The sequence below is a fragment of the Marinobacter sp. L-80 genome, assembly GCF_056859395.1.
In genome coordinates, this window is the sequence record NZ_JBSXOI010000061.1 from 69,301 (window position 1) to 95,722 (window position 26,422).

Below are 26,422 nucleotides of genomic sequence, written 5' to 3' on the forward strand. Positions count from 1 at the left end.
TTGTTCATCAACCCGGCTTTAGATTGGCCACGCACCGGGCGGTCGCAGCTTCCGATACTCCTCCATCGAGATCTTGCCCAATTGCGGCGTAAGCTTGCAGGTTCGGCTTCCCCAAGGAAACCTGCTCTGGCGCTGGTGGACCTCTGTCCAGCCTTCCCCGTCCTTCCAGGATTCAAGATCCAGGTCCCGCCAATACCTCGGGTTCCGCCCGGTCTTTCTGTCATGCTCAGCTGTTACCGGGTCCAGATGACGGAAGGGCTCTAGTCGCGGTGTATCCGGCAGTGGCTGGGTCACATCCATGTAGCGTTGCAACATATCCCACAACGCCAACACTTCTGACTTTTCCGACTCAATGGTACTGAAGCCTGTTTTGTTAAAGGTTTTCTGAGTGTAACGGTGCACCAGCATCAACCGGTAAAAGATACCGCCGTGCTGGACAACACGTTCCACATAAGCATCAAACTCCGCGAAAGGCGCCTCGAAAAAACGCCCCCGACACAGGGCAATACGAACCTGACCATCAACGCGGTTGAATTCGCTACAGCCGTCTTCAAGGGTGGAATCCAGTCTTTTGTTAATGGTGTTTTCGAAGGGTTTGAGGAGGAAGCTTATTCCGGTGCTCATTATCCAGTTGGTTGAAGGGGGAATAATCCAGAATGAAAATAACAACCAAGCTGGTACCAACAAAAAAAGCAGCAACAAGTGAATGAATGAGGGAAGTCCATACTCAGTCGCGGCATCAAAATCCTTATTAGAGAGGCTGATCCGCATTTCCCGGGGAACGATGATCGGCTCTTTCTGCCCCTCCGGCACGAAACACACCTCGCGGCGTTGGCGGTTAAACGGGCGGGCGTTACGTTCTTTAATTTGGAATAAGCCTGCCAGCACGGAAGGGAGAGTGTGAACAAGCCCAAAGAGCCACCTAACGTCATTTGCCAACCGAACACCGATGTCGCCCCTGCCCAAAAAGTCCAGGTATCCGTCATTCACTTCCCCCACCGCATGGCCATGATCCACCGGCGGCAGGCCGGTTGGCAGGGGTTTGGGGGATAAAAGAGTCAGCCGGCCACTCGGGAAAGGCTCGGAACGCCCCGCGTGTAGAGGCTGTTCGAACTGAGTACTTTTTGAGTTCATGAGAGACCGTCCATCGTCTGGCATTGACTGCAGACTAGGGTTTCCGATCTTCCAAGCTGATCAAGCTCGGCTTGTGACAGCTGAATGACGCCATAAAGCCTGTGCGGTTTGCGTTTACAATGTTTGTCATCATTTCCTCCTTGAAATGGCTTTACTACTTCATCAATTGGTTGATGCCAGCGGCAGACGGTCCTCCTCGGCATACACTTCCGCAAAGACTTCATAGGGCAACCGCCCCGGACGGGCCTTTTGCTTCTCAAGAACCTTCTGGCTTAAGCGCTTGAAGGTCTCGCTGGGCTTGGCCCACTCGCTCTCAGATAACGGTTCAGACCACTCCGCCATGTCCCTGGGCAGCGTTTTTCGGGTCATGCGTTTGATCTTCCTGACTTCCCACTCCACCAGTCGGTTGGGCAGGGTCCAAAAGGTCATCAGGTGGTACAGGTACCAGCCGGTCAGGTAGTGCACTCCCCGTTTGCCTTCCCGGTATTCCTCATGAAGACGTTTGCGGGCATTGCGGAAAACATGGACGCCCTCCCAGGGCGGATCATCCCGGCCCTGAAGTTCCAATGGATCCTGGATCTCTTTCAGGGTGTGGACTTCGTACTCCATGTAGGCCCGGATGGCCTCCCAGTTGCTGATGGCCTGGGGCAAACCGTAAGTCTGGAATTCCAAGCTGTACTTCTCGCCGGTTTGTGGGTGGAGAAAGCCTACACCGAAGCCGTACTGGCGCTGTACACCGTACTCGGTCACCCCCTGGGCCTCGGTCACCCAGGCCACCAGTTCCTCCCAGGGTACGAAAATGGGCTCCCGGTGACCATTGGGCACGAAGCACACCTCGCGGCGCTGGCGGTTGAAGCGGGTGGGGATGACCTGGGATTTTTTCTTGAGTTCTATTACGGACGCAACTAGCCACCAAAGCATTAAACCTCCCCCTCCCCAAAAGCCAATCCAGAAGCTGATCTCTATCACTCCCCAAAAAGCATGAATGGCATCGGGCAGACCATTGCCGAGCCAGTAAAGCATTAAAAAGGCAATCGCCGGAAAAACCATGGCCACCATAACGAATAAGCCAAAAGGGCCGCCAAGAGTCACCTGCCAGCCAAACACCGAAGGCAACCCCACCCCGAAGTCCAGATAGCGTTCGTTCACCTCACCCACTGCGTGCCCGTGGTCCGTGGGCGGCAAACCAGTGGGCAGGGGCAACGGTGACAGGTACGTCACCGTTCCGCTGGGGAACTTGTCACTTCGCCCGGCCCTGGGGGCGTTCGCTATATCCGCCTTGGGCGTTTCCTGTGTCATTCGAAGATATCCAGTTCCATAAAGGGATTGCGTACCTGGTACCAGAAGGTCCTGCCTTCGTTATCCTGGGGAGGTTCCTGGACAGGCGTCACCGGCCAGTCACTGTCAGGCGTTACCTTGAGCATGTACACCTCCTGGGTGTAGCGGTCCTCCGAATGGTGGGTGTCCAGCCGGACCATCAGCGCCAGGTCACGGGTTTCGGGATACGGATCGCTCTTGCTGTGGTCCGGGGGCGAGAACGCCAGTTGCAGATGCCCGCCCCCTTCCCGGATGGCCAGGCTCGTCAGGATATCATGGGAACAGCGCACCCAGGTTTCCGGGGTGTCACGGAACCAGCCCGAGCGTTCTGGCCGGATGCGCCAGGCACTGAGCCACACTCGCCGGGGCGCCGGCTGGTCCAGGGGCTCTATCAACCCCGCCGCCGTCAGAGCATGGCAGTTCAGCACCAGTTGGTCCTTACCGTCTTGCTCTTCCGCCGGGACCTTCTCCAGGGACAGGCTGTTGCCGAGCTGGGCGAAGGCCTGCTCGTACTCCTCCAGCGATCCGTTGTGGATCTGGCCGGGTTCCCGCGACCAGGGGGTGGTCTGCAGCCACTGATCCCGCTCGCTCAAATTGTAGCGGTTGTACAGCCAGGTGCCCCCCAGCTCGAGCATGGTAAACGCCAGCCCGGCAATGTTCAGGCGGACGAACAGGCTGGACAGACGGGTGCCTGCGGTGGCCCAGGCACCTGCCTTGTCGGCGGCTCGCCATACCTCCATCGCAGCTATTCGTGTCTGGTTTAGGCCATATAGATTTGTCGCCGTCAGCCCGCCGCTGCCCACCATGCCAAGGGTCGCCCCCAATTGCGCCTGCGCATTACCGGTCCGTACGGCTTCCAGCCAGTTGCTGGCATGCTTGTAGGTGCCGATGGCGGCGCTGATAGCACCCGCGCCGTATGCAAATATTCCCAACCCAACATGCAAGCGGCCCATCTGGATATGGACCGACTGCACGGCGCTGCGCTGCCAAGAGTTTGCCAGGGTCTGGGCCCTGGAGGACAGAGCGGTGTCCGCCAGGCTTTGGGCGGCCAGGAAACCGGCGCCGGATGTAGCAGACAGACTTTCGATAAGTTTGCCATAGCTCCTGGCGTCTGGTGACTGAGCTTTAACTTCGGAAACAGCGTGAAAAAAGTTCACCAACTGCGCCGCAAACACCATCACACCCAGCCCATCCCCCAGCAGGTTCACCCGTGGCGCAGAGGTCAGGCCCTGGCGGAGGTGCCCCATCAGTGTGCCCATCTGCTGCTGGCCCGCGGCAGGCAGCAGCAGGGAGATACCCGCCCTGCCCGTGGTTGCGGGCTCGAGCCGCAGGCCGGTATTGGTTTCCTCCACCGGGCTGAGGGCGCCGGCCAGACGCCGGCCCAGGGCCCGCTGTTCCTCCCGGGTGGCCTTGAACTCGTTGACGATGCTTTGCGCCCGCTCGGATTTGTGGCCGTGGGTGGCCTTGGCCACGTCGTGGTCGTGGGCCAGGGATTCCAGCCGCTCGTTCAGCGACAGCAGTTGTTCCAGGTTCTGGCGGAAGGTGGCCAGCTCCGGTTCCGAGGCAACGCGGAACTCTACCTCACCGGCTTGGATGACCTTGAGCATCTTGCCCTTGAAAAAATACGGCAGGTCCCGGAACAGGTCGTCCAGGGGCGGTATCCGGTTTGCCTCAATGCCTTGGTAAAGCTGTTCCATAGCCCGGGCGATACCTTTTGACACCGCCGGTGCCAGGGTGTCGCCAATGGCGGCTGCCTTTGCCTGGATTTCATGGGAGCGTAACTCAAGGTCCGGCAGGTGTCCGGCCTCCGCCTCGGCCAGGCGCCGCGCCCACTCGGCGGCCCTGGTCACCAGGCTGTAGCCGGCCCCTGCGATACCAAAGTAGGTGGTCGATGGCTCTGCATCCGGCGCCTGGGCGGCCTTGGGCAAGGTGTGGAACAAGGGGTGACTGTACTGGGGATTCTCCTCCAGCCAGGCCAGTACCTTTTCCGCCGCCTCGTCGGTGCGGCAAAGATCCTTCACGCAGGCATAGTTCAGGTCCAGGGCCGCCTCCAGTTGCTTCTCATCCGCCACGTCGAAATACCAGGCGGCCTGGTGGAAGCGGGAATCACACAACAGGGTGGCCCGGTCATCGGTGATGTCCGCCAGCAACCCTTGCCACCGTGCCAGCTTGGCCCGCTGCGCCGCCATGAAGGCATCCATACGGGGGCGGTCGATCAGTTCATTGATGCCGCGCTGGCCCAGTTTGGCCCCGTTAAGCTGGTAATAGTTCTGCAGGTTGAGCTGATTGATGGTGTCCCGGTGCTGATCGTAGTTCGCCTGCCCCAGGGCATCAATCATGGCCAATTGTGCCCGGACCAGGGGATTATCCCCGTGGTGCTCGCGCAGGTAGGTTTCGGGGCCCATCGGTTGCGGGCCACGGTAATCCCTTCGCACCTCCAGGTAGTCGTAGATGGACTGGCGTTGTGCATCGTCGGTACTCTCGTACAGCGACTGGAAAGGTTCGCCTCCCGGTCTTTCGCCAGCCGTCTCCAGAGCGTGATCGTTGATCAGTGTCATGGACTCTATCCAAGCACCCAGCATATAGTCCCGCTCGGTGTGCCCCGGCTCGTCACCACCTTCCGCCCAGTCGCCGATCCAGCCCACCACATCATCCTGCTGCTGAGCCAGGTCCAGCATCACGCCCACGTCGTCCCTCAGCACCAGGCACAGGCAATTGTCCGGGTCTTCCACGGCCTGCTGCTTGATCAACTTGCCAAATCGGCTCTTGTGGTAATAGGGCTGATTCTCCCAGTGATAGGGCTCGCTTTCCTGGGCGTGGCCGTTTTCGGGGGCATCCGGCGTATAGTCTTCGCCAAATTCAGCCACCCATTGTTTGGCCTGTTCAGGCGTCAGCAGGTGCTCACCGCCGCTGACCGGCGAGGCACTGGCCAGGTCGATTTCCTGCATGAAGTGCGCACGCTCCTCCTGGCTGTCAAGTATCTGAGCTTTCTTGCGTTCGGTGAGGGGCACATCGGCGAAGCAAACGTAGAGGGTGTGCTGCTTCGGGTATTCCAGCTTGCCACCGTTGTGGCCCGTCAGTTCACCATTTTCATGCAGGTACTCGTGGAGCTCCCCGGTATCTGCGTCCAATACATAAAGATAGCCATACCTAAGAAGGCGGTAGCCAAGCGGGCGGGAGGTCAGTGAGTAGGGGTACCCCGGGTCTGTATCGGCGGGCGCAACTTCTACCCTGCCGTACCGAATAGGCAGCAGGTTCACGGTTCTCAGCAGCGGGCATGAAGCGGGTTCATCAATGGGGGTGCCTGGTTGTTCCCAGCACAAAAGATCGTTGCTTGCCCGGTCGTCAGTGGGGCGTTGTATCCGTGTCATTGTTCATCCTTGATTCAATGGAGGCGCCGTTTCCGTCACGGCATTGCTATCGGCTTGTGGTGGCAAGGTTACGAACAGGAATTGCATAACCTCCCGCAAGTTGTTGCATTCGTTGCCAAGGGCCTCTTCCAGTATTCTGCCGAGTGCCGGGTAGGCATCCCTCAAATCAGGACCACCCAACTGGTTGCGCACCGACTCATGCAGGTTGTTCCATATGTGCAGTGCGCCTTTGCGCCGATTGAAGGCATCGAAAGCGCCCTTCAAGTCCCGCGAGGCCATCATTTTTTCGGGTTGGTCACCTATGTCGCCAGACTGAACAGCCGGGGGCTCGACAAGGTGCCACTGCTCGCTGATACAATCCGGAACAATCAACCGGTCCACGGCCCTGGTGGGGAAACGCGGCAAATTGCCCCCGATCACCGTGGCGGCCAGTGCCGGATGGGCAATCCGCACCAGTTCTTCACAGCCCGGCGCCACTTCTACCTGCAGGTGGGAGCGCATCCAACAGGCACAGCTAGCATGGTCTGTGGCCGAAATCAGCAGGTAACCCTGCTCTTGCCTGGGCCCCTGCTCCAGGAACCCTTCCAGCACCGGGTCTTCTGGCCCACTGAGCCATACAAGCCAGGGGGACAAGTCCGAAACCGCCTCCCAGCGGGTTGCAACGTACAGGCACTCTGCATTAATGGTTTGTCCGCCGGCCCACTGGTAGATTTGCTCACCGAGTTCGGGGATAGCAACACCATCCAGGACAAGCCCAACAGGTTGATGGCCAGGCCAGGGAACATGGGTAAAGGGCGACTCCCGCAACGACCAGGAATCCTGATTCATGAGTTTTGCTCCTCACAAACCGGGCAGGTTGCATTCCCCTTCCTGAGTGCCGCAACTTGGGATTCTACATTGATGGCCGGAGCGTTCTTCCGTTGTTCAACTTCCGCCAGTGCCTCCTGCTCGGGCTCGTGGGGCTGATCACCCTCAATAACCCTTGGCATTTGCGCCATCACCACGCTCTGTCCAGAACCGCTGCCTGGCGAACCACCAGAATTGATCTTGATGCCAGGCCCGGATAGCGTCACGCCGCTTGGGTCCAGTTTCAAAAAACTGCCACCCGCCGAAATGGTGATTTCAGCGCCGGCATCCAGCACCACTTTGGTTCCCGCCTTGTGGTGTACTTCAGTGCCCGCTTCGCTAAATGTTCCCTGGGAGGATTTCTGGTGGAATGTGCCGCCTATGTTCTGGCTGCAATCGCCTCCGATGGATTCCCGCTGTTCGCCATCGACTGTGCGATGCTCGTTGCCTTTCACATGACTGAAATCGTGGTTTTCCACAGTGCGATGACTGTAGTTCCGAATCACCTCCGTGCGGTTGTTCTCGGTAAGCAGGTCCAGATCTTTCTGGGCGTGTACGTAGATCTGTTCCTGATCGGCCTCGTCCTCAAACCGCAGTTCGTTACTGCCCTCGCCCTTGTGGGTTTTCGTTTTCAGGGTGGTGCGGGTTTTGTGCTCGGGCAGCCCATAGGGTGGCGTGTTGGTCACGTGATGGGTTCGGCCGGTGATGATCGGCTGGTCCGGGTCACCGTCCAGGAAGGAGACAATCACTTCGTGGCCGATCCTCGGTAGCGCCATAAAACCATACTGGCCGCCGGCCCAACCCTGGCTGACTCTCAGCCAGGCGCTGCTGTGTTCGTTATTTTTCGAGTAGCGATCCCACGGGAACCGGACTTTTACCCGCCCATGTTCATCGCAGTGAATCTCCTCGCCTTCCTGGCCGGTGACAATCGCGATTTGTGGGCCGTCCATCAGGGGGCGGTGTGGCGTCTGCGGGCACCAGGTCAGATCTGCAGGTATGGCCTTGAACTGGTTGTGGTACGTGGTGGGTTCGCTGCCGCCTTCCTCTTCCAGAGCCTGGGGCTGCGTTCCGGTGTGGATGATAGACGTTAGCAGCCACTCCCGATTGAGATTGTCACTATCGTGCTCGGTCAGTTCCACTTTCGCGCCGGGGCTGAAATCCGGGCGGTTGCTCTCGCCGGAGGCGGTGCTGGCGTCATTGCGAAGGGATTGCAGTCTGGCTTCGGTAAAAGGCTGGCCACTGGCGTCGGCCTTGAAGCGGCCGGGGTAGTCGTAGTGCTGGTAGTCTTCCCGGTGCTTCAGATCGCCAGAAGCATGCTCATGCATCAGGGCATAGGCGGGATTTCTGAAGGTGTAATCCTTCATTGCCACAGAGGCCACCCGCACCCGTTCTTCATACCGGAACCGATACACCGCCGGGCGCTGGGTGCTGCCGCCTGCTTTGGCGTTGTATGCTGCCGGCTCCAGTTTCGGAGCATCGCCATGATGGTCGGCGATTATAAGCGCCGACTGGGTGTCCCCGTCCACGCTCCCCTGTTCATAGCGGTAATGCCAACCCTCTTCAGCCGCGAGGCGTTCGAGAAAGGCCAGGTCGCTTTCCCGGTGCTGAACACAGTATTCCCGTTGCTCCGGCGTGCACTTCAGATCGAAGATCGAATCGATAATGCCGCGCTCTTCCAGGAGAGTGCGCACAATGGTGTCGGTGCCCTGGGTTTGGAAAATCCGGCTGTTGTGCATCAGTCCAAGACGCCAGAGCGGCGGCTGGATAATCAGTTCATAGCGGGTACGCCGGTGGCCGGCATCGCCTCGGACGAATTCGTTGACCACCCCGGTAAACCGCCGAAGAGGCATGCTGTCCTGCCAGATAACGAGATCTACTGGTTGCTCCAGAATCTCTGCAGCCTGAATGGAGGGGTCGGTGCTGGCCAGCTCAAGGTGACCCTGAAACACCTCGGACAGGCGCTCGGTCAGTTTAAAGCCAACCACTGAAAATAAATCTGAGGGGAGTCCGCCAACACGGGCGGTAAACTGCAATCCACTTGCCTGGGGCATATCTTCATTCCTTGAAGAGCAATCGGTTTTTAAGCTCGTCCTGAGCAGGCCTCCGATTATAGCCATCAAGCCGTAGAATGAAACCCCGGGGCCAGTCTTGTGTCGGCATGATGAGAGGTTGACCGGAAATCCATTCTGCTGCACCCTAATCTGGTTTCATTATGCAACCGGAGAGAACAAGTGAGCGAATACAAGAACCGAGCCGTCGTGCTCAAACAACGCCCACAGGGCGAAATCCAACAAGGCGATCTCGTTTTGGAAGAGCGTCCTGTCCGTTCCCCTAACGAGGGAGAAGTTGTTGCTCAAGTGCTCTGGCTTTCACTGGACCCCTACATGCGTCCACGCATGAACGATGCCAAGGGTTACATGGACCCCATTGGCATCGATGAGCCTATCGTCGGCGAGAGTGTTGCACGTGTTGTTGAGTCCCGCTCGGACGACCTGAAAGTCGGTGACCTGGTTACCTGCTACTCCGGCTGGCAGGAATACGTCACCTTCCCGGCGGACGCGCCGATGGTCTACAAAATTCAGCAACGAGACAATGTGCCCCTTCAAACCTACCTTGGCGTTGCAGGCATGCCAGGGCGCACCGGTTATTGCGGCCTTATGTACGTCGGCAAACCAAAAGCCGGCGAAACCGTGGTTGTCTCGGCAGCCTCCGGCCCTGTCGGCACTGTGGTTGGCCAAACCGCAAAAACAGAAGGTTGCCGGGTGGTTGGCGTTGCCGGTGGGCCTGAGAAGTGCGATTTCGTGGTCAATGAGCTGGGCTTCGACGCCTGCGTCGACTACAAGGCGGGGAACCTGGAAGCGGATCTCAAAGCGGCCTGCCCCGACGGCATCGACATCTACTTTGAAAACGTGGGTGGAGCCGTTACGCGCGCCGTTGCCCCATTGTTGAATGAGGGGGCCCGGGTGCCCATCTGCGGTTTTGTCTCTGCCTACAATGCAAAAGATATGGCCAGCGTGGAAACTCCCTTCCACGTGCTCGGGGCGCTTGATCCGGCGCCGGAGCATCGTTTTTTCCTCGTGACCGAATGGCAGGACCAGCATCAGGAAATCACGGACATCCTGGCCTCACGGGTTGCTTCCGGAGAACTGAAATACCGCGAAACCGTTGCCGAAGGGCTGGACAACGCCGTTGATGCCTTTAAGGGCATGCTCAAAGGCCAGAACTTCGGTAAACAGCTGGTTCACATTGCAGACTGACTGCAATACCTGAGACGCGTGTGGTCTGTGTGATTCAGTCCGAGATTTTCAGGAGCACCTTGCCGGTGTTCCTGTTCTCAGCCACATAGGCCATCGCCTCTTCCACCTCTTCTATCGGCCAGGTGCTATCGATCAGAGGTTCAATCTGGCCGGCTGCGAGCAGTGGCCAGACGTGCCGGTAGAGCGCCTGCATCACCTCGCCCTTATCCTCGACCGTGCGTGAACGGAGGGTGGAACCGATCAGGCGCTGGCGTTTGATCAGCATGATGCCCAGATCCACCTCGGCCATACGGCCACCCATGAGTCCGATGAGCACAATGCGGCCATCGACGTTCAGAACCCGCTGATCTTCGGCAATATAATTGCCACCGACCGGATCCAGAACCATATCCACGCCACCCCACGCTGTAACAGCATCAACGAAGGAGCCTTCGTTCCGGTTCCAGACGCCACTGGCTCCCAGATTGCGACAAACCTCCAGTTTGGCCTTATCACCGGCGGTCGCAAAGACCGGATTGCCAAAGGCCGTTGCGAGCTGAATTACCGCAGTGCCAAGGCCGCTGGCACCCGCATGCAGGAGCACACGCTCGCCCGGTTTCAAGGCTGCTTCGTGATACAGATTCAACCAGGCGGTAGCAAAAACCTCGGGAATGGCCGCAGCTGTCTCCAGCGACACCCCTTTGGGAACGGGCAAAACCTGCACCGCGGGTACCACCACACGAGTCGCATAACCGCCGCCGGTCAGCAGGGCGCAGACTTCATCACCGGATTTGAGGTGGGTAACGCCGGATCCGACCGAAGCGATGCGACCACTGACCTCCAGCCCGAGAATATCGGATGCTCCCGGAGGCGGGGGATAGACGCCAGCGCGCTGCATGAGATCCGCACGATTGATGGCTGTCCAGACAACCTCGATTTCGACGTGGTCTGCGGGCGGTTCACCCGGTCCTTCCCAGGGCTCCCAGCTTAGATTGCCCCCGGTTACCTTGATTGCTTTGATCATGTATGACGTCTCGGCCTTGCTCATATGGGCACAGGATACCCCAAGTTTTCCGAGCATTGCACAAATGGCGCAAAGACAGGATCAGCCGGTAACTTCCAGGTTGGACAGCCACACACTCTGATAAGGTTTCAGGGTGATCGAGCCAGACAGATCATCAATAGTCATACCGGAAATCAGATCCAGCCAATGATCGGTGCCGATGAGATTGATGTCGCTCAGCGCTACCTGCTGTACCTCGTTACTGATGTTGTGAATGCAGAAGATGGACTGGTCCCGGCGCATACTCTGGCGCCAGAAACCAAACAGCTGCAGGCCAAGATGCAGGGTGAACTGGGTGGCGTTCGGGTGAAACGCTGGCTGTTTACGCCGGATGGCAATCAGCCGTTTCAGCTCCTGGAACGCCTTGCTGTGGTGGCTCAGGGGATCTGCGAGCTTCTGCTCCAGAGTACCCAGTTGCCACTGGCTGCGGTTAATGGATCGAAGCCGACCGGTGTGCTCCACCCGCTCCAGATCGTTCTCAGTCGCCAGCAGACTGTGAATGTAGAAGGCCGGAATCCCCTCAAGCGCCAGCATCACGGTATGGGCGCAGACGAAGCGCTGCAACTGCCAGTGATCCCGGCCCGACTCCGCCGTGCCCTGCAGCGCATCGTAAAGGGCGATGTTGATTTCGTAGGGCTGGTCGCGGCCATCCGGCGTGCGCCGGTACGAGACCTTGCCGCCGAACGAGTCCATGGTGTTGATCAGCCGCTGCTTCTCTTCCTCCGTCAGCAGACCATCCGTTGGCCGCATACCCACACCATCGTGGGACGCAATAAAGTTCAGATAGGTGGTGCCCATCTGCGCGGGCGGCATGCTCATCAGCCAGGTTTTCAGGTGCTTGCAGTCACCGGTAACCAGGGTATTGATCAGCAGGGGCGGCAGGGAAAAGTTATAGATTACATGGGCTTCGTTGGCGTTGCCGAAATAGGTGAGATTTTCGCGGTTGGGTACGTTGGTCTCGGTAATCACCACCGCATCCGGGCTGTGGTGCTCGATCAACAGGCGCAGGATCTTGATCAGCTCATGGGTTTGCTGCAGATGAATGCAGGGCGTGCCCGGCTCTTTCCAGAGAAAGGCGACGGCATCGAGCCGGAAGATGATGATGCCACGCTCCAGATAGCGCCTGATGATCGCCGCGAACTCGATGAGCACCTTGGGGTTGGCAAAATTCAGATCGACCTGATCCTCACTGAAGGTGCACCAGACATACCGCTCGCCATCATCGGTCTGAACCGGATTCAGCAGTGGCGAGGTTCGGGGCCGCACAACGGCACTCAGATCATCCCTTGGATTGCCCTCGAAGAAATAATCCTTCCCCGGGTCGACACGTTTGCGGAAATTCTCGAACCAGCGGCTGCGGGCCGACATATGGTTGATCACCAGGTCCGCCATCAGCTTGTAATCCCGGGCGATGCCCTCGATATCCTCCCAGTTTCCGTGGGACTCGTTCACCGCCAGATAGTCCATGACCGAGAAACCGTCGTCGGAGCTGTAGGGGAAAAACGGCAGAATGTGCACTGACGAAATTGAATCTGACAGGCAATCCGCGAGGAACCGATGCAATGTCTGCAGTGGTTTTTCTTCCGCCCGCTGAACCGTGTCGGCATAGGTAATCAGCACCACATCCGATTCATCCCAGTTATTCTGGTGCGCAGGCGGCGGGGCCTGGTTGGGCTCCAGCCCCATAGTGGTCAGCAACTGTTCGGCCAGAAAGTCGCAGTCCAGCTCTGGATAGACGACATCCAGCATGGAAACCAGCTTCGCTTTCAGAGCCTGGGTCATGGCCGGAATTCCTCATTATCCAGCTCAACGGCCTCCAGCAACTGCTCCTTGATGTCGGGAATCGCGCTTGTGACCCGGTTCCAGCTGGGGATAAAAGGTGTGTCCATCGGGTTATCGAGGAAATAGGCGCCCGCCCGCATCACGTTCTGGGCGAACAGCTCCACCGCCTTTTCTTCCTTGTGTCGATCAAACGTCAGGCCGTTGATAATGGCGTCGTTCTGATAGGTCTCCACAAAATCCAGTGCAATACGGAAGTACGTGGCCTTGATAGTCCGGAATTTCTCATTGGAGAAAATCTCACCGTTGGTCGCCAACTTTCGGAACAGAGCCTTGGCGATATCCATGCTCATTTTGGACAGGCCCTTGCTGGCATCTTCCGGTGAGAGCTCCTGATGCTTGTGATCATAGACATCGGCAATATCCACCTGGCACAGGCGGTTGGTGGCGTAGTTGCGCTTCATCTCCGACAACACACCGATCTCCAGTCCCCAGTCGCTGGGAATACGCAGGTCATTGATCACATCCGTGCGAAACGAGAATTCCCCGGCCAGTGGGTACCGGTAACTGTCCAGGTAATCCAGGAAGTCGTTGGGGCCGCAGACCTTCTTCAGGGATCGGATCAACGGTGTTACCAACAGGCGACTGACCCTTCCGTTCATTTTTCCGTCCGCTACACGGGCGTAGTAGCCTTTGCAGAACATGTAGTTGAAGCCGGGGTTAGCCACAGGGTAGATCAGCCGGGCCACAAGATCCCGGGAATACGTAAGGATGTCGCAGTCGTGCAAGGCTACGGATTTGCTGACACCCGAAGCCAGTACATAGCCAAAGCAATACCAGACGTTTCGCCCTTTACCCATTTCCGTCGGTGCCAGGTTCTGCTCCCGAAGTTTCAGATCAATATTCCTGAGTCGAGGCCCGTCGTTCCAGAGCACCTTGAAGTTCTGTGGCAGCTCGGAGAAGTACTCCAGGGCGTGGCGGTATTGTTCCTCGTTGGCTCGGTCCAGGCCAATGACCACCTGGTCCAGATAAGGCACCTTGCCCAGCTCATGCACGATATTTTTCAGGGCCGGCCCTTCCAGCTCCGAGTACAGGGAGGGCAACACCAGGGACATGGGCCGGGTCTTGCGAAAACTCATCAGCTCCGCTTCGAGTTCCTCTACCGGACGCCGAACCAGGTTATGAAGGGTTGTGATAATGCCATTCTGGTAAAAGTCGCCCATGGCGGCTCTCCTTTTTTATACCCGCACTCGAACGGGTCAGTACCCGTACTCAAACAGGAGATTGAGCACGCACTCATTCCAGCCTTCGGGGCCGGGCTTGAGGGAGCGAATGGCGTGTTTTGCCGAAGGCAACTGAACCTCTTCGCTTTTTACGCCCCGGATTACCACCGGTATATCCGCCGATTCAAGCATCTGCTGATCGTTGGGGCTATCACCCAGGGCAATGGCCAACACTGGCCCATCGCCATACTGCTCCCGGTATTGCTCTTTGTATTTGTTTAGCAAGAACCGGGCCCCATCGGCTTTATCAAATATACCCATGGCATGGAGAAAACGTCCGCCCGCTACCAGGCGGAGATCCTCGGCACTCAGAGCCGCTTCAAACTCCGCCAGCTCCTGCTCCGAGCCCTGCCAGATCAATGGTTCGGTTCCCAGCCGCTCTTTGGCCCGCCCGGCCGCTGCCGGATCCAGGCCGGTCTGCGCTGCCAGTTCATCGGTAGACATGTCGGCAAAGCCCCTGAATCGCGCGCCCTTCTTCCGTTGCGTGCCCAGCACCTCAAGGACGCGTTCCCGGGTTGCACCAAAATTCACCACTTCTTCTTCCGCATTGCCCAGGGCGTGGGGCGGAATAACCACGGCTGCACCGTTTTCGACAATAAACGGATCGTTGTTTCCAAGTTCTTCCCTCAAAGCCCGGATCTCCGGCATGGTTTTGCTGGAGTTAAGCACCAGGGGAATATTGGCTGCCTTCAGCCTTTCCAGGGCGGGCCCCGCCGCGTGCCAGCGGTAGTCGTCGTGGTCCAGCAGGGTGCCGTCCAGATCCGAGAAGAGAATCAAATGGGGTCTGGCCATGGCCGGTCTCCGTTAGGCCTCGCGAAACTGCGGAAGGCCAAGGGAATGGTCCTCAGCCACGTTGATCAGAACATCAGCCCGCCCAGGCATTTCTGCGAGGCAGGCACGAGTAACCCGTTCATAGTGCATCACGAAGCGGCCGACTTCTTCGTCGGTCATAATGCGCAACTCCTGTGCACCATCATGGGGCCCGCCACTTTTTGGTGCATTGCGGATTTTATTTGCCAGCTTTTGTTCCTGGAGTCGACGCCACTCAAGAACACACGCCATGGAGGGAGCCTTCAACATGATCAGAAAATCGATTTCATCAAAAAATTTCCGGTATTCCCCTTTCAACTGATCATTAACATAGCTGCGCCAGACTCCGTCCGGGTCCTCGTTCTCCTCCAGAGGATTCATCGGCTGGGCAAGCGCACTGTCTTGCTCCGGTCGCGCATCAAGGCACCACCCCTCAAGAAGAATGACCTCCGCACTTCCCCCGAAGACAGGCCACTGATCCCGGGGAACCCGGTCGTCCCGCGACTTGTCGAATGCAGGAATCGGGGTGGCATCTTCAGGCACTGCACTGCGCAAGCGGTTCAAGACCTGTTGCCCGAGCGCAACGTCGTGTGTTCCCGGCACGCCACGGGTTATAAACAACGGGTGCACCCGTTCGGCGAGGTCCTGGCGTTCACCTCTGGTAAGGTAAATATCATCCAGGGAAAAATTGGCCGCAGACCGGTTGCGGTGGCGCAGCAGAATTTCCCGTAAAAAGAGTGTCAACGTAGACTTGCCCGTACCCTGGGCTCCGTGAATACCAACCACAATGGGTTGCTTTTCCGTATCATGGAGCGCACAGATTCGGTCTGCGAGCGGCAGAATGGTCTTTTCTACCGTTTCGGCGTAGGCATCGGGCAGGCCTTCCTGCTGAATCAGGGCACTGATGGTTTGTTCTAGCGAGCGATCAGACACGTTGGGTTTCCAGTTCAATGGATGACTTAAGAGAGACGGCAGCAGAATTCATACCAATGGGAGTATAGGCGTTTTATGAGTGGCAACGATTTTCGAATAGAGCATCGCTACCTGGAGCTCCCGGACAGCTTTTATACCCGGGTTCAGCCCTCACCACTGAAAAACGCAAAAATGGTGTGCTTCAACCACAAGCTTGCGGAGCAGATGGGCTTTCGCGCCGATTCCGAATCGGACTGGACCGGCGTGGGCGCAGGCTCTGAATTACTGGAGGGCATGGACCCGGTGGCCATGAAATACACCGGCCACCAGTTCGGCGCCTACAATCCGGAACTCGGCGACGGCCGTGGCCTGCTGCTATGGGAAACCGTTGGTCCCGATGGACGACGCTGGGACTGGCACCTCAAAGGCGCCGGCATGACCCCCTACTCCCGCTTTGGCGATGGCCGGGCCGTGCTTCGCTCCACCATTCGCGAATACCTGTGCAGCGAAGCCATGCATGGCCTTGGCATCCCGACCACCCGGGCACTGTTCATGGTGAGCGCCAAAGACCCGGTGCGCCGGGAATCCATCGAGACAGCCGCGGCACTGGTGCGAGTGGCCCAGAGCCATATTCGCTTCGGACACTTCGAGTTCGCCGCCCACCACGAAGGGCCTGAAACCGTCAAGACGCTGCTCGAACACGTGATCTCGCTGCACTTCCCCCACCTGATCAACCTGCCCGATGACGAGCGATACAGCCGTTGGTTCGAGGAAGTCATCGAACGCACGGCACGAACGATTGCCGACTGGCAGGCGGTGGGCTTCTGCCACGGCGTGATGAACAGCGACAACATGTCGATCATCGGCGACACCTTTGATTACGGCCCCTTCGCATTCCTTGATGATTTCGACGCCGGCTATATAAGCAATCACACCGACCAGGGCGGGCGCTACGCCTACAACCGTCAGCCGCAAGTCGGGTTTGAGAATTGCCGTTACCTGGCCACTGCCCTGCTGCCGGTAATGGAGGAGGACGACGTGCGCCGGGGGCTTCGCCGCTATGAAGTGGCTTACAACGAACGCTTTCTCCAGAACATGCGGGACAAGCTTGGCCTGGTCATTGAGGATGAAGCAGACCTCAGCCTGATCATGGATACCTTCAGCATGATGCACGAGCACCATGTCGACTACACCGCCTTCTTCCGGGCGCTCTCCAATCTGCACAGCCATGACCACGGGCCGGTTCGGGACCTGTTTGTGGATCGCAGCGTGGCAGACCAGTGGCTGGAGCGCTATGAGGAGAGACTCCTGAACGAAACCCGCGCTCACGATGAGCGGGAGTACGCCATGCGCCGCGTGAATCCCAAATTTGTGCTGAGAAACTACCTGGCCCAGCAGGTCATCCAGGAAGCCCAGAACGGGGATTACGAACCGATGAAGGAACTGCTGAAGGTGCTCGAGCGGCCCTATGACGAGCAACCGGAGAACGAGGCTTATGCGGCATTGCCGCCGGATTGGGGCAAGCATCTGAATATCAGCTGTTCAAGCTGACAATCTGAACCAGCCAACAAAAAAGGGCCGGACGATTGACTCGTCCGACCCTTCTCTTTTTTCGGCAGCTTCCGGAGATCAGACCGCCTTGGCAGCAATGATCTTCTCGTGCCACTCGGCAGGACCTGTCTGGTGCACAGACGAGCCCCGTGAATCAACGGCGACTGTGACCGGCATGTCCTCTACCTCGAATTCGTAAATGGCTTCCATACCCAGTTCCGGGAAGGCAACCACTTCCGCATTCTTGATGGCTTTGGAGACCAGGTAAGCGGAACCGCCCACGGCCATCAGGTATACCGCACCGAATTCCTTGATGGCGTCGATGGCCACCTGACCGCGCTCGGCTTTACCAATCATGCCGGTAAGGCCGGTCTTCTCGAGCATGGTGTGGGTAAACTTGTCCATACGGGTGGCCGTCGTCGGGCCTGCGGGACCAACCACCTCTTCGCGTACCGGATCAACGGGGCCCACGTAGTAAATGAACCGTCCCTTGAGATCAACCGGCAGCTCCTCGCCTTTCTCGATCATGTCCACCATCTTCTTGTGGGCAGCATCGCGGCCGGTCAGCATCTTGCCAGAGAGCAGAACGGTTTCGCCCGGCTGCCAGTCCTTTACGTCTTCCGGGGTCACAGTATCGAGGTTCACGCGACGCACGTTGTCGCCCACTTCCCAGGTGATTTCCGGCCAGTCTTCCAGGCGCGGCGGCGTCTGCAGGGACGGTCCGGTGCCATCCAGGGTGAAATGTGCGTGGCGGGTGGCAGCACAGTTCGGAATGATGGCCACCGGCTTATTAGCTGCGTGGGTCGGGTAATCCTTGACCTTGACATCCAGAACGGTGGTCAGGCCACCCAGCCCCTGGGCACCGATTCCGAGATCATTCACCTTGTCGAACAACTCGAGGCGCAGTTCCTCAGCTCGGTTCGACGCACCGCGCTCTTTCAGGTCGTGGATATCGATCGGATCCAGCAACGATTCCTTGGCCATTTCCATTGCCTTTTCGGCGGTACCGCCAATACCAATGCCCAGCATGCCAGGCGGGCACCAGCCAGCCCCCATCTGCGGGACCATCTTCAGAACCCAGTCTACAACCGAGTCGGACGGGTTCAGCATGGCAAATTTCGACTTGGCCTCGGAACCGCCGCCTTTGGCAGCTACGTGCACCTCAACGGTATCGCCCGGGACCATCTTGTAGTGGATGATGGCCGGCGTGTTATCACCGGTGTTCTTACGCTTGCCGTCCGGGTCATCCAGGATAGAGGCGCGCAGCACGTTGTCTGGATGGGTATAGGCGCGACGCACCCCTTCGTTGATCACATCATCCAGAGCCATCTCGCAGTCCCACTGAACGTTCATACCGATGTTGACGAATACCGTCACAATGCCAGTGTCCTGACACAAGGGCCGATGCCCTTCCGCACACATGCGCGAGTTGATCAGGATCTGGGCCATGGCATCCTTGGCCGCCTGGGATTCTTCCTTCTGGTAGGCCTCATACACACCATCAATAAAATCTTTCGGGTGGTAGTAGGAAATGAACTGCAGCGCGTCCGCTACGCTTTCAATCAGGTCGTCCTGGCGGATTACGGTGGTCATAGGCGCCTCATCAGCTTGGTATCGTTATGTCGTGTCGTAAAAATCGGGAGGCGAGAGTTTACCAGAAAATCGGTTTGGCGAGTGATTGGACAGATGGCGAAGCAAGGATTAAAACCCGTGAAAAACACCACGAGAAAAAGGTATCATCCTAACCAAACTAGAATAACACCGCAGGAGACACCGTGACTGACCTCGTCCTCACCGAAATAAAAGACCGGATTCTCATCGTTCGACTGAACCGGCCAGAGCGAAAGAACGCCCTCACCCACGCCATGTACACCGCCATGGGGGACGCCCTGGAACAGGCCCGGGATGACACCAACATCCGGTGCGTACTCTTCACCGGCACAAGCGAGTGTTTCACTGCAGGCAACGACCTGGGCGAATTTGCCGCCGGCTTGCCCGGTGATTTCGAACAAACCCCCGTCGGCCGCTTTCTTTTATTACTGGCCAGTGCAACCAAACCTGTGGTGGCGTCGGTCAATGGCGCGGCCGTTGGCATTGGTACCACCATGTTGCTGCACTGCGATCTGGTGTTCGCCGGCAACAACACGGCGTTCCAGATGCCCTTTGCCAGCCTCGGCCTTTGCCCCGAGGGCGGCTCGAGCCTGCTACTGCCCTCCTGGATAGGCCGGGTGCGCACTGCCGAGCTCCTGATGCTTGGCGGCGCCTTCACTGCTGAAGAAGCTTCCCGTCTTGGCCTGATCAACCGGGTTTGCGATCCTGAGCAGACCGAAGCCAATGCCTTCGAGGCCTGCCAGCGGCTGGCCGAAAAAGCCCCGGCAGCGATTCGGGCCACCAAGGCGATGCTGAACCGGCCAACCATGGCGGCACTTCATGAAACCATGCTCGAAGAGGGACAGCTGTTCGCCGAGCGGCTGAAATCCCCTGAGGCTACCGAAGCCTTCCGGGCCTTCATGGAAAAACGCCCACCGGATTTCTCGCGCTTCGAGTAAACCTCGACCGCGCCTCAATTTCCCTATTGCCGGACCTCGACAAACCGTTATCCGGCAACTATTTTTCTCAAAGGCCGAACTCCAACTGTGCGGGGAGGATTCAATCCAGAAGAATCACACTTTTGGCTGATCAACACTTGCCATACTGTCGCTATAGTCAGAGATACAGAAATTGGCTTACAGCGCTGGCTACAATTTCAGACAACAGTTTAAGCAGAACAGGCCACTGACAACGGGCTTACCGGATCAGACCGGCCCCGTCAGCTGCCGAACATAACGACACAACAACAGGAAAAGGTTCCACCCATGTTCAAGAAAACTCTAATAAGTCTTGCCGTGGCGTCTTCCGTTGGACTTACAGGCTGCCTTGAGGGCGGCAATACGGGGGCGAATGCCAATCCGGACTACAATATTTCGCAGTCTGACGCACAAGCGGAATTCCTGGCTCAGTTTGAGGGCAAGGTGTGGCCCGTTTTTGATCCTTTCCCGGCCGTATCAGATCTGCCAGTTCCCAACGATCTGATTTTTGGTTCAGTTGGTGACGGCACGTTTGAAGTTGCCGACACCAGCCCACCTGTTACGACTGCGCTTAACAACCTCAGCGGCGCATCCACCGTTGCGCCGATTGACATCAAAATGAGCGGACGCATTGAAGCAACGTCGTTGAAGGGCCCGGATTTGCAGGCCATCGCAGCACTGCTAAAAGGCTCAACTGATCCACAGCTGGTCCAGCGTGTGCTCGCGCAGAATGTTTTCCTTGTCGAGCTGGAATATGCCAGCGGAGCACCTTTGCAGGCGCTTCAGGCCAGCGAAAAGCCAACCGCGGCACCTTTCCTGGACTTTGAAGTGAAGGTCAAGGAGCTGAACGACTCGCGCCTGGGCCCGACTGATTTCATCAGGATCATCCCCACCAAGCCCCTCAACCCGAATAAACGCTACGTGGCTGTCGTGCTTAACAACATCCTTGACGCTGATGGAGAGCAGATCACTAACTCCCCAGCCTATGCAAATATCAAGGACGAAACCGAAGTACTTGGCGCCAGCGCTCTGAAGAGCGTAAGAACCTTGATAAACTCCTTATGGGAGCCGATTGCAACCAACGTAGTAACCGGTTTCCAGAAGACATTTAATCCTGCCGCACCCGGTGTTGGGACCGACGATATTGCACTTACCTACAGTTTCACCACCTCAAACGATGAGCAGGTGCTGAAATACATGGCTAACCCTGCTTTCTGGGCCGGCGATCAGGTCCTTGCCGCAGCAAAGCTTCGAGTCACCAAAAAGGTTACCGGTGCGGCACTTTTCTTCGCCAACCAGCAGGATCCCGAAAACAACGTTGCTCCAGGAAGCGCATTTGATCTCAACGACGATGACGCTGTCACGGTTGCGGACTTTGACAGGGATAGCGATGGCGCAATTACCCCGGCAGACTTCATCCTTGCCGACAGGGATGGCGACAGTACCATAACGCCTGCCGATTTCCAGGCAGCCCTGGCACCGAATAGCCAGCAGCCTTTTGGTTTTGTTGACCTGCAGGAAGCAGTTGATCAGGCGGAGATATCCGCAGTTCTTGGGAACCCTGCCCTGGCATCCTGTGACTCAGAGCCCTATCAGATTCCGGTACCGGACGTCGGTATGGTTCCTGTAGAAAGCCAATCCTTCTGTGTCGGCACCCTGATCAAAGGTTCTCTTGCTCAGTCCGGAATCAACCTGCCCTCGCCGAGCTCCGCTGGCGAAGATGGCATTGTTGCCGATTTCACTACAGCCGAGAGCGCCCCGCAGTTATCGGCCCTGCTGGGCTCTATCACCGGCTCTGACAACGTTAATGTCGTTCAGGGCTCAATTACCCTCCCGTACTATCTGGGCCTCCCCACAGGAAGTCTTTCAGCGGACAAAGACATCCTCACTGGGAGCTTCTGGAAGGCCGACAGCACACTTGCCGTCCAGCTGAATGGTTTCCTCAAAGCCGCAGGCCTTGATCTTGTGCTACCACAGGGCAAAGACGGCGAAGAAAGTTCCGACATCGTAAACTGGATATTCCCCTTCCCCGAAAAGAAAGGTGATGTCAGTGTACCCATGTTGGTGATGTACCCGAAGGCTCTGGATTCAAACAGCGACGGCACTCCCGATCTGCCCTTCGATCCAACTTCCGCAACCCCTCCGCAGATTCCGGTTGTCATCTACCAGCACGGCATTACCACTGACCGCACTGCTGCACTGACCTTTGGCAGCGCTCTTGCCGCTCAGGGTGTCGCGGTTGTCGCCATTGACCAGCCGTTCCACGGGGTGAGCCCGATCCCCCTAACCACAGATGATCCGGACGCTGGCCCCCTGGACAGCATCACAAGTACAGCCGGTGTAATCCTGACAGCGATCGAGAGTCAGAATAGCCTTCCCGAGGGGACATTGGTTCCAGGTTTGGTTGCCCCTCTGGTTGAGTCAGCTTTGGCATCGGATAACACTGCTTTTGTTACAGCAGTAAACGGTTCGGCGCTTCCGGCCAACCTGAAAACAGCATTGACCGCTCAGGCGCCCCTGCTGGTTGATACCGTTGGCAACGCTGGCAGTCAGATTGCCGGCATTGCGCCACGGTTTAAGGGCCAGGGCCTTAACCCAGAGGGAGCCACCGAGCGCCACTTCGGTTATGGCACAAATGCCCTGGGCCAGGTCATCCCCATGAACTTTGATCCGACGAATGCCCAGGGCGCCTCCGGCGATCTGTTCATCAACCTTCAGAACTTCATGAACGGGCGGGATATCCTTCGGCAGGGTGCCGTGGATCTGATGACCGTAAGGGCATCAATCCAGGACATCGCTCCAGCGTTCGACGCGACAAATGTCTACTTTGTAGGCCACTCACTCGGAACACTGAACGGCGGAGCCTTTGTGGCCGCAGCCAACTCCAGCGTGACTCCTCTGACCCCGTCGCTTGAGCTGAAGGGGGCTAACCTGCTCACGCCGGTTGCCGGTACGGTCCGCATGCTTGAAAACTCCCCAAGCTTCGGCCCAGAGATCCTTGGGGGCCTCAAGGCAAAATCAGGGCTGACCCAGGATGACGCGAACCTCCAGACCTTCCTGAATGTGCTCCAGGCTACGATTGATACCGTCGATCCGATAAATCATGCCGAGCTGCTGGACAATGTCCTGTTCTCGCAGATAAACGATGACTCCGTGGTCATCAACAACGGTCGCAATACTCTCGTCGAAGACACATCGTTCGAAACGCCTGGCGGCTCCATTCCGCTGAGCCTGAACGGTTCGCTCGCGCCGCTGTCCGGCAGTGAGCCGCTTGCGGCACTTGCGGAGGCCAACGCGCTCAATTCGAGCAACACGGCCGCCGACCCAGTGGAGCTCCCGGCGTTTGTGAAATTCTGGAACAAGGGCGTTCACAGCACACCTGTGCTACCGGCTGACGATGACGAAACAGCAGTCTTCACCCAGATGGTTGTTCAAACTCTGAGCATCATCGCGACAGATGGCGATGTCGCATCAGTGATGAGCACCGACGCAGTAGATCCAGCGGAGGACAGCCTGCGCTCTGTGGTAGATCAGTAAAAAGTGTGGAAACCGAAAGCCCCGCTCCGGCGCAAGCCGTTCACCTAAAGTGGATCTAGCTTGGCCAGGCTGGGTGAGCAAGAGGGCCGGTGGAAAAACCCACCGGCCCTTTTTTATGAACTAGTACATGGTTCCGTTAATACTATTGCATTAATATCACCAGCTACTAACCTTGCTCTCAAGGTAACTATTCAGTCGGTGTAACTATTCAGCTCATTCTCAGAAAAAAGTTCTTGACAGGGTTTTTGCCCGGTTTTGCAGAACTTCACCCACACTCGCCCCATTGCCGTAACATCGCGCTCAACCCCCCTGTTCTTCCTTCATTGCGGTCTTGAGCTGCCATACATCGAGCGTGCCGGCAACGAAAAGATCGTTCAAAACGGCCCTCAGGAGGAAAAATCCAGCCTGAAAAAGTCGTGCGATAATAGCCCATCACTCGACGGTACTCAGGTTCATGAAAATCAGCAACATCGATGTTGACGCCGCCTTGGCGGGCGTCAAGCAACAGCTCCAGAGCGACTCCTCGGTCTCGGTCTCGCCATCGCTGCGGGCGGCAATCGAGCTGCTGATGGTGCTGATCCAGATTCTGACCGGTCGGATCAACACCAACAGTGCCAACAGCAGCAAGCCCCCCTGCCAGGATCCCAACCGACTCAAGAAGAGCCGGCCCAAAAGCAAGCGCAAGCCGGGCGGACAGCCGGGCCGTATCGGCAAGACGCTGCAACCGGTGGAGGATCCGGATGCGATCCAGACCGTGAAGCTGGATCGGCGCACCCTACCCAAGGGCAGTTCGTTCCGTCTGGTGGGCCACGAAAAGCGCCAGGTCATCGACCTCGACATCAGTCGCTTTGTCACCGAGTACCAGGCCGAGATTTTGGAAAACGCCCAGGGCCGGCGCATCGTGGCGCCATTTCCAGCCGGCGTCGAGCGTCCGGTGCAGTACGGTCCCGGACTGAAGGCGCATGCGGTCTATCTGTCGCAGTATCAACTGCTGCCCTACGATCGCATTCGCGAGTACTTCGAAGATCAGGTCGGCATTCCCCTGAGCGCGGGGTCGCTGTTCAACTTCAATCGGGAAGCCGGCGACCGGGCTGCCGGCTTCGAGGTTTGGGTCAAAGATCGTCTGGCCGAGTCGGATCGGATCCACGCCGATGAAACCAGCATCAATATTGGCGGCAAGCGCCACTGGCTGCATTGTGCCTCCAATGACGACCTGACCTGGCTGTCACCCCATGCCCGGCGCCGGATGAAAGCCAGCGACAGGGCAAACGCGGCCGACTCAAACGCTCAAAGGCCCGCAACCTGCTGGAGCGGCTGCGCGATTACGAAGCGGATGTGCTGCGCTTCCTGGATGATCCGGCGGTACCCTTCACCAACAACCAGGGTGAGCGGGATATCCGTATGCTCAAGGTGCAGCAGAAAGTATCCGGCGGCTTCCGTTCAATCGAAGGCGCGCAGATCTTCTGCCGAGTGCGCAGCTATCTGTCCACGGCGCGTAAGCAGAAGCTGACGGCCTCCGATGCGCTGATGTCCCTGTTCGAGGGGCGTATGCCGGCCTTCATGACGGCGCCACCAGTTAATGATCAGAACGTTTTAAATGAAACCGACTGAATAGTTACCATCGCGTCATCCTTGATGCTCGTTTTCCATAGATTCACCATTACTGGTGACACTTATAAAGCTAGCAGAGCCCTCATTTTCGACCAGAAAAAACTGAATCGATACTCACGGTTTTCCTTCTAAAGGAATTGTTCGTTATCAGCCCCAGGCATTTTGCCAATCCGGGACGTTTCCGATGGCGTTTTCTCGAACTTGATGGGAAACCCGATCTGCCTCTGTTGGGTGCCGTCACCCCGGTCCACACCAATCACCATCTCCCTTGCCTTAAGCTGCGGATGCTCAGCGGCCTCGGAGATTGTCAGAACCGGCTCCACGCAGGCATCCTGACCGGCAAAAATCTCCTGCCACTCGGCCAGGGTTTTCGAGGCAACCCTTTCTTTCAGGGCGGCTTTGAGCCGTTGCCGATGTTCGGGTTTCTGGCTCAGGGCGTCGCTTTTCAGGTCGGCAATCCCCAGGGTGTCGCACAGGCGTGCGGAGAACTGCGGTTCCAGACTGCCGACCGATAGCCAGCGGCCGTCACTGGTTTGGTAATAATCGTAGAAGGAGCCACCATTGAGCAGTGAGCTCTCCGGTTTCTGCTCTTGTCCACCCGCCAGGCAGGCGGCGCCGGACATGGCATTCAGGGCAAAGGCGGCATCGGTCATGCTGACATCAACGAACTGCCCCTCTCCGGTTTGCTGTCGGTGTATCACCGCCGCCAGAATACCCATCACAGCATGGTGAGAGCCGCCGGCAACATCGGCAATCTGTATTCCCATCGGGGGCGGACCGCTGTCCGCTCGGCCACAGTGGCTGCTGACGCCGGCCAGGGAAAGATAATTGATGTCATGGCCCGCACGGTCCTTGTATGGGCCGGTCTGGCCATAGCCGGTAATGGAGCAGTAGATGAGGCTCGGGTTGACGGCTTTGAGGGCTTCATACCCAATGCCAAGGCGGCCCATCACCCCGGGCCGGAATTGCTCGATCACGATGTCAAAGTCTTTTACCAGCTCCAGCACCTTGTCTGCACTGCCCTCTTCCTTCAGGTTAAGCGTCAGTGACTTCTTGCCACGGTTCAAAAAGCCGTGAGCGGTGCTCACTCCGGCATCATGGGGAGGCATTACCCGGATCAGGTCCACCCTGTCCGGCGCCTCGACACGCAACACATCCGCGCCCATATCCGCCAGCAACATGGTGGCATAGGGGCCAGGCAATAAAGTGCTGAAGTCGAGGACTTTGAGTGAGGTCAGTGGACCGGCCATGATGATCTCCTTTTGTTGTGAGAGTGGTTTCTCCACTCGTTGTTATCCCCATCATGCTGCCCGGTTTTGCCGGTGAGGCCAACTACTGCTTCGGTCATTCCAATTGGCGGTTTCTTCCATCCGGTTGGTCCGGCTTCGGTTGCATTGTTCCACGG

At 57.8% G+C, this 26,422-nt stretch carries 16 protein-coding genes and 1 pseudogene; 5 read left to right on the forward strand and 12 right to left on the reverse strand.

The window, feature by feature from the left end:
- Positions 1–18 precede the first annotated feature (18 nt).
- The 5 genes from AC13E3_RS09105 to AC13E3_RS09125 form a co-directional block, all read right to left on the reverse strand.
- Entirely contained in the window at positions 19–1,134 is a 1,116-nt protein-coding gene (locus tag AC13E3_RS09105) for a hypothetical protein (RefSeq protein WP_008170413.1), read from the reverse strand.
- A 162-nt stretch (positions 1,135–1,296) separates the two neighbouring features.
- The gene (locus AC13E3_RS09110) at positions 1,297–2,433 is read right to left on the reverse strand and encodes a hypothetical protein (RefSeq protein ID WP_482901928.1); all 1,137 of its coding nucleotides are present in this window, start codon (positions 2,431–2,433) and stop codon (positions 1,297–1,299) included.
- Positions 2,430–5,822, reverse strand: coding sequence for a toxin VasX (locus tag AC13E3_RS09115; protein WP_008170419.1), 3,393 nt, complete (start codon positions 5,820–5,822; stop codon positions 2,430–2,432). The genes AC13E3_RS09110 and AC13E3_RS09115 overlap by 4 nt, the downstream gene beginning before the upstream one ends.
- A 3-nt stretch (positions 5,823–5,825) precedes the next feature.
- Positions 5,826–6,650: a DUF4123 domain-containing protein gene (locus AC13E3_RS09120; protein WP_482901929.1), complete on the reverse strand. Its 825-nt coding sequence runs from the start codon at positions 6,648–6,650 to the stop codon at positions 5,826–5,828.
- Positions 6,647–8,719 (reverse strand): type VI secretion system Vgr family protein, encoded by a 2,073-nt coding sequence (locus AC13E3_RS09125; RefSeq protein ID WP_482901930.1) that lies wholly within the window; start codon positions 8,717–8,719, stop codon positions 6,647–6,649. The genes AC13E3_RS09120 and AC13E3_RS09125 overlap by 4 nt, the downstream gene beginning before the upstream one ends.
- A 180-nt stretch (positions 8,720–8,899) precedes the next feature.
- Here AC13E3_RS09125 and AC13E3_RS09130 point away from each other — a divergent pair, with 180 nt between their 5' ends.
- Positions 8,900–9,925: an NADP-dependent oxidoreductase gene (locus tag AC13E3_RS09130; RefSeq protein WP_104270313.1), complete on the forward strand. Its 1,026-nt coding sequence runs from the start codon at positions 8,900–8,902 to the stop codon at positions 9,923–9,925.
- Between the two features lie 34 nt (positions 9,926–9,959).
- Here the strand turns inward: AC13E3_RS09130 and AC13E3_RS09135 are convergent, their stop codons facing one another.
- The 5 genes from AC13E3_RS09135 to AC13E3_RS09155 all read right to left on the reverse strand — a co-directional run bounded on the left by AC13E3_RS09135 (position 9,960) and on the right by AC13E3_RS09155 (position 15,772).
- Entirely contained in the window at positions 9,960–10,925 is a 966-nt protein-coding gene (locus AC13E3_RS09135; RefSeq protein WP_404935313.1) for an NAD(P)H-quinone oxidoreductase, read from the reverse strand.
- An 84-nt stretch (positions 10,926–11,009) separates the two neighbouring features.
- On the reverse strand, positions 11,010–12,749 hold the full coding sequence (locus AC13E3_RS09140) for a sugar phosphorylase (RefSeq protein WP_092031597.1): 1,740 nt from the start codon (positions 12,747–12,749) through the stop codon (positions 11,010–11,012).
- On the reverse strand, positions 12,746–13,969 hold the full coding sequence (locus tag AC13E3_RS09145) for a glycosyltransferase family protein (RefSeq protein ID WP_014576613.1): 1,224 nt from the start codon (positions 13,967–13,969) through the stop codon (positions 12,746–12,748). The genes AC13E3_RS09140 and AC13E3_RS09145 overlap by 4 nt, the downstream gene beginning before the upstream one ends.
- A 36-nt stretch (positions 13,970–14,005) precedes the next feature.
- The gene (locus AC13E3_RS09150; RefSeq protein ID WP_459421067.1) at positions 14,006–14,821 is read right to left on the reverse strand and encodes an HAD-IIB family hydrolase; all 816 of its coding nucleotides are present in this window, start codon (positions 14,819–14,821) and stop codon (positions 14,006–14,008) included.
- Positions 14,822–14,833: 12 nt separating this feature from the next.
- Entirely contained in the window at positions 14,834–15,772 is a 939-nt protein-coding gene (locus AC13E3_RS09155) for a hypothetical protein (RefSeq protein WP_075267679.1), read from the reverse strand.
- A 75-nt stretch (positions 15,773–15,847) separates the two neighbouring features.
- On the opposite strand from AC13E3_RS09155, the gene AC13E3_RS09160 reads away from it, so the two are divergent.
- The gene (locus AC13E3_RS09160; protein ID WP_482901931.1) at positions 15,848–17,302 is read left to right on the forward strand and encodes a protein adenylyltransferase SelO; all 1,455 of its coding nucleotides are present in this window, start codon (positions 15,848–15,850) and stop codon (positions 17,300–17,302) included.
- A gap of 78 nt (positions 17,303–17,380) precedes the next feature.
- Here AC13E3_RS09160 and AC13E3_RS09165 read toward each other — a convergent pair whose 3' ends face one another.
- On the reverse strand, positions 17,381–18,895 hold the full coding sequence (locus tag AC13E3_RS09165) for a fumarate hydratase (RefSeq protein WP_053114821.1): 1,515 nt from the start codon (positions 18,893–18,895) through the stop codon (positions 17,381–17,383).
- Between the two features lie 182 nt (positions 18,896–19,077).
- Between AC13E3_RS09165 and AC13E3_RS09170 the strand changes: the two genes are divergently transcribed.
- From AC13E3_RS09170 to AC13E3_RS09180, 3 genes and pseudogenes are all read left to right on the forward strand, one after another.
- Complete coding sequence (locus tag AC13E3_RS09170) at positions 19,078–19,851, forward strand: enoyl-CoA hydratase (RefSeq protein ID WP_482901932.1); 774 nt, start codon at positions 19,078–19,080, stop codon at positions 19,849–19,851.
- Between the two features lie 306 nt (positions 19,852–20,157).
- Positions 20,158–23,406: a hypothetical protein gene (locus AC13E3_RS09175; protein ID WP_341581591.1), complete on the forward strand. Its 3,249-nt coding sequence runs from the start codon at positions 20,158–20,160 to the stop codon at positions 23,404–23,406.
- A 454-nt stretch (positions 23,407–23,860) separates the two neighbouring features.
- Positions 23,861–25,017: pseudogene (locus tag AC13E3_RS09180) on the forward strand (IS66 family transposase).
- Between the two features lie 128 nt (positions 25,018–25,145).
- On the opposite strand, the gene AC13E3_RS09185 reads toward AC13E3_RS09180, so the two are convergent.
- On the reverse strand, positions 25,146–26,267 hold the full coding sequence (locus AC13E3_RS09185) for a CaiB/BaiF CoA transferase family protein (RefSeq protein ID WP_341581590.1): 1,122 nt from the start codon (positions 26,265–26,267) through the stop codon (positions 25,146–25,148).
- Positions 26,268–26,422: the final 155 nt, after the last annotated feature.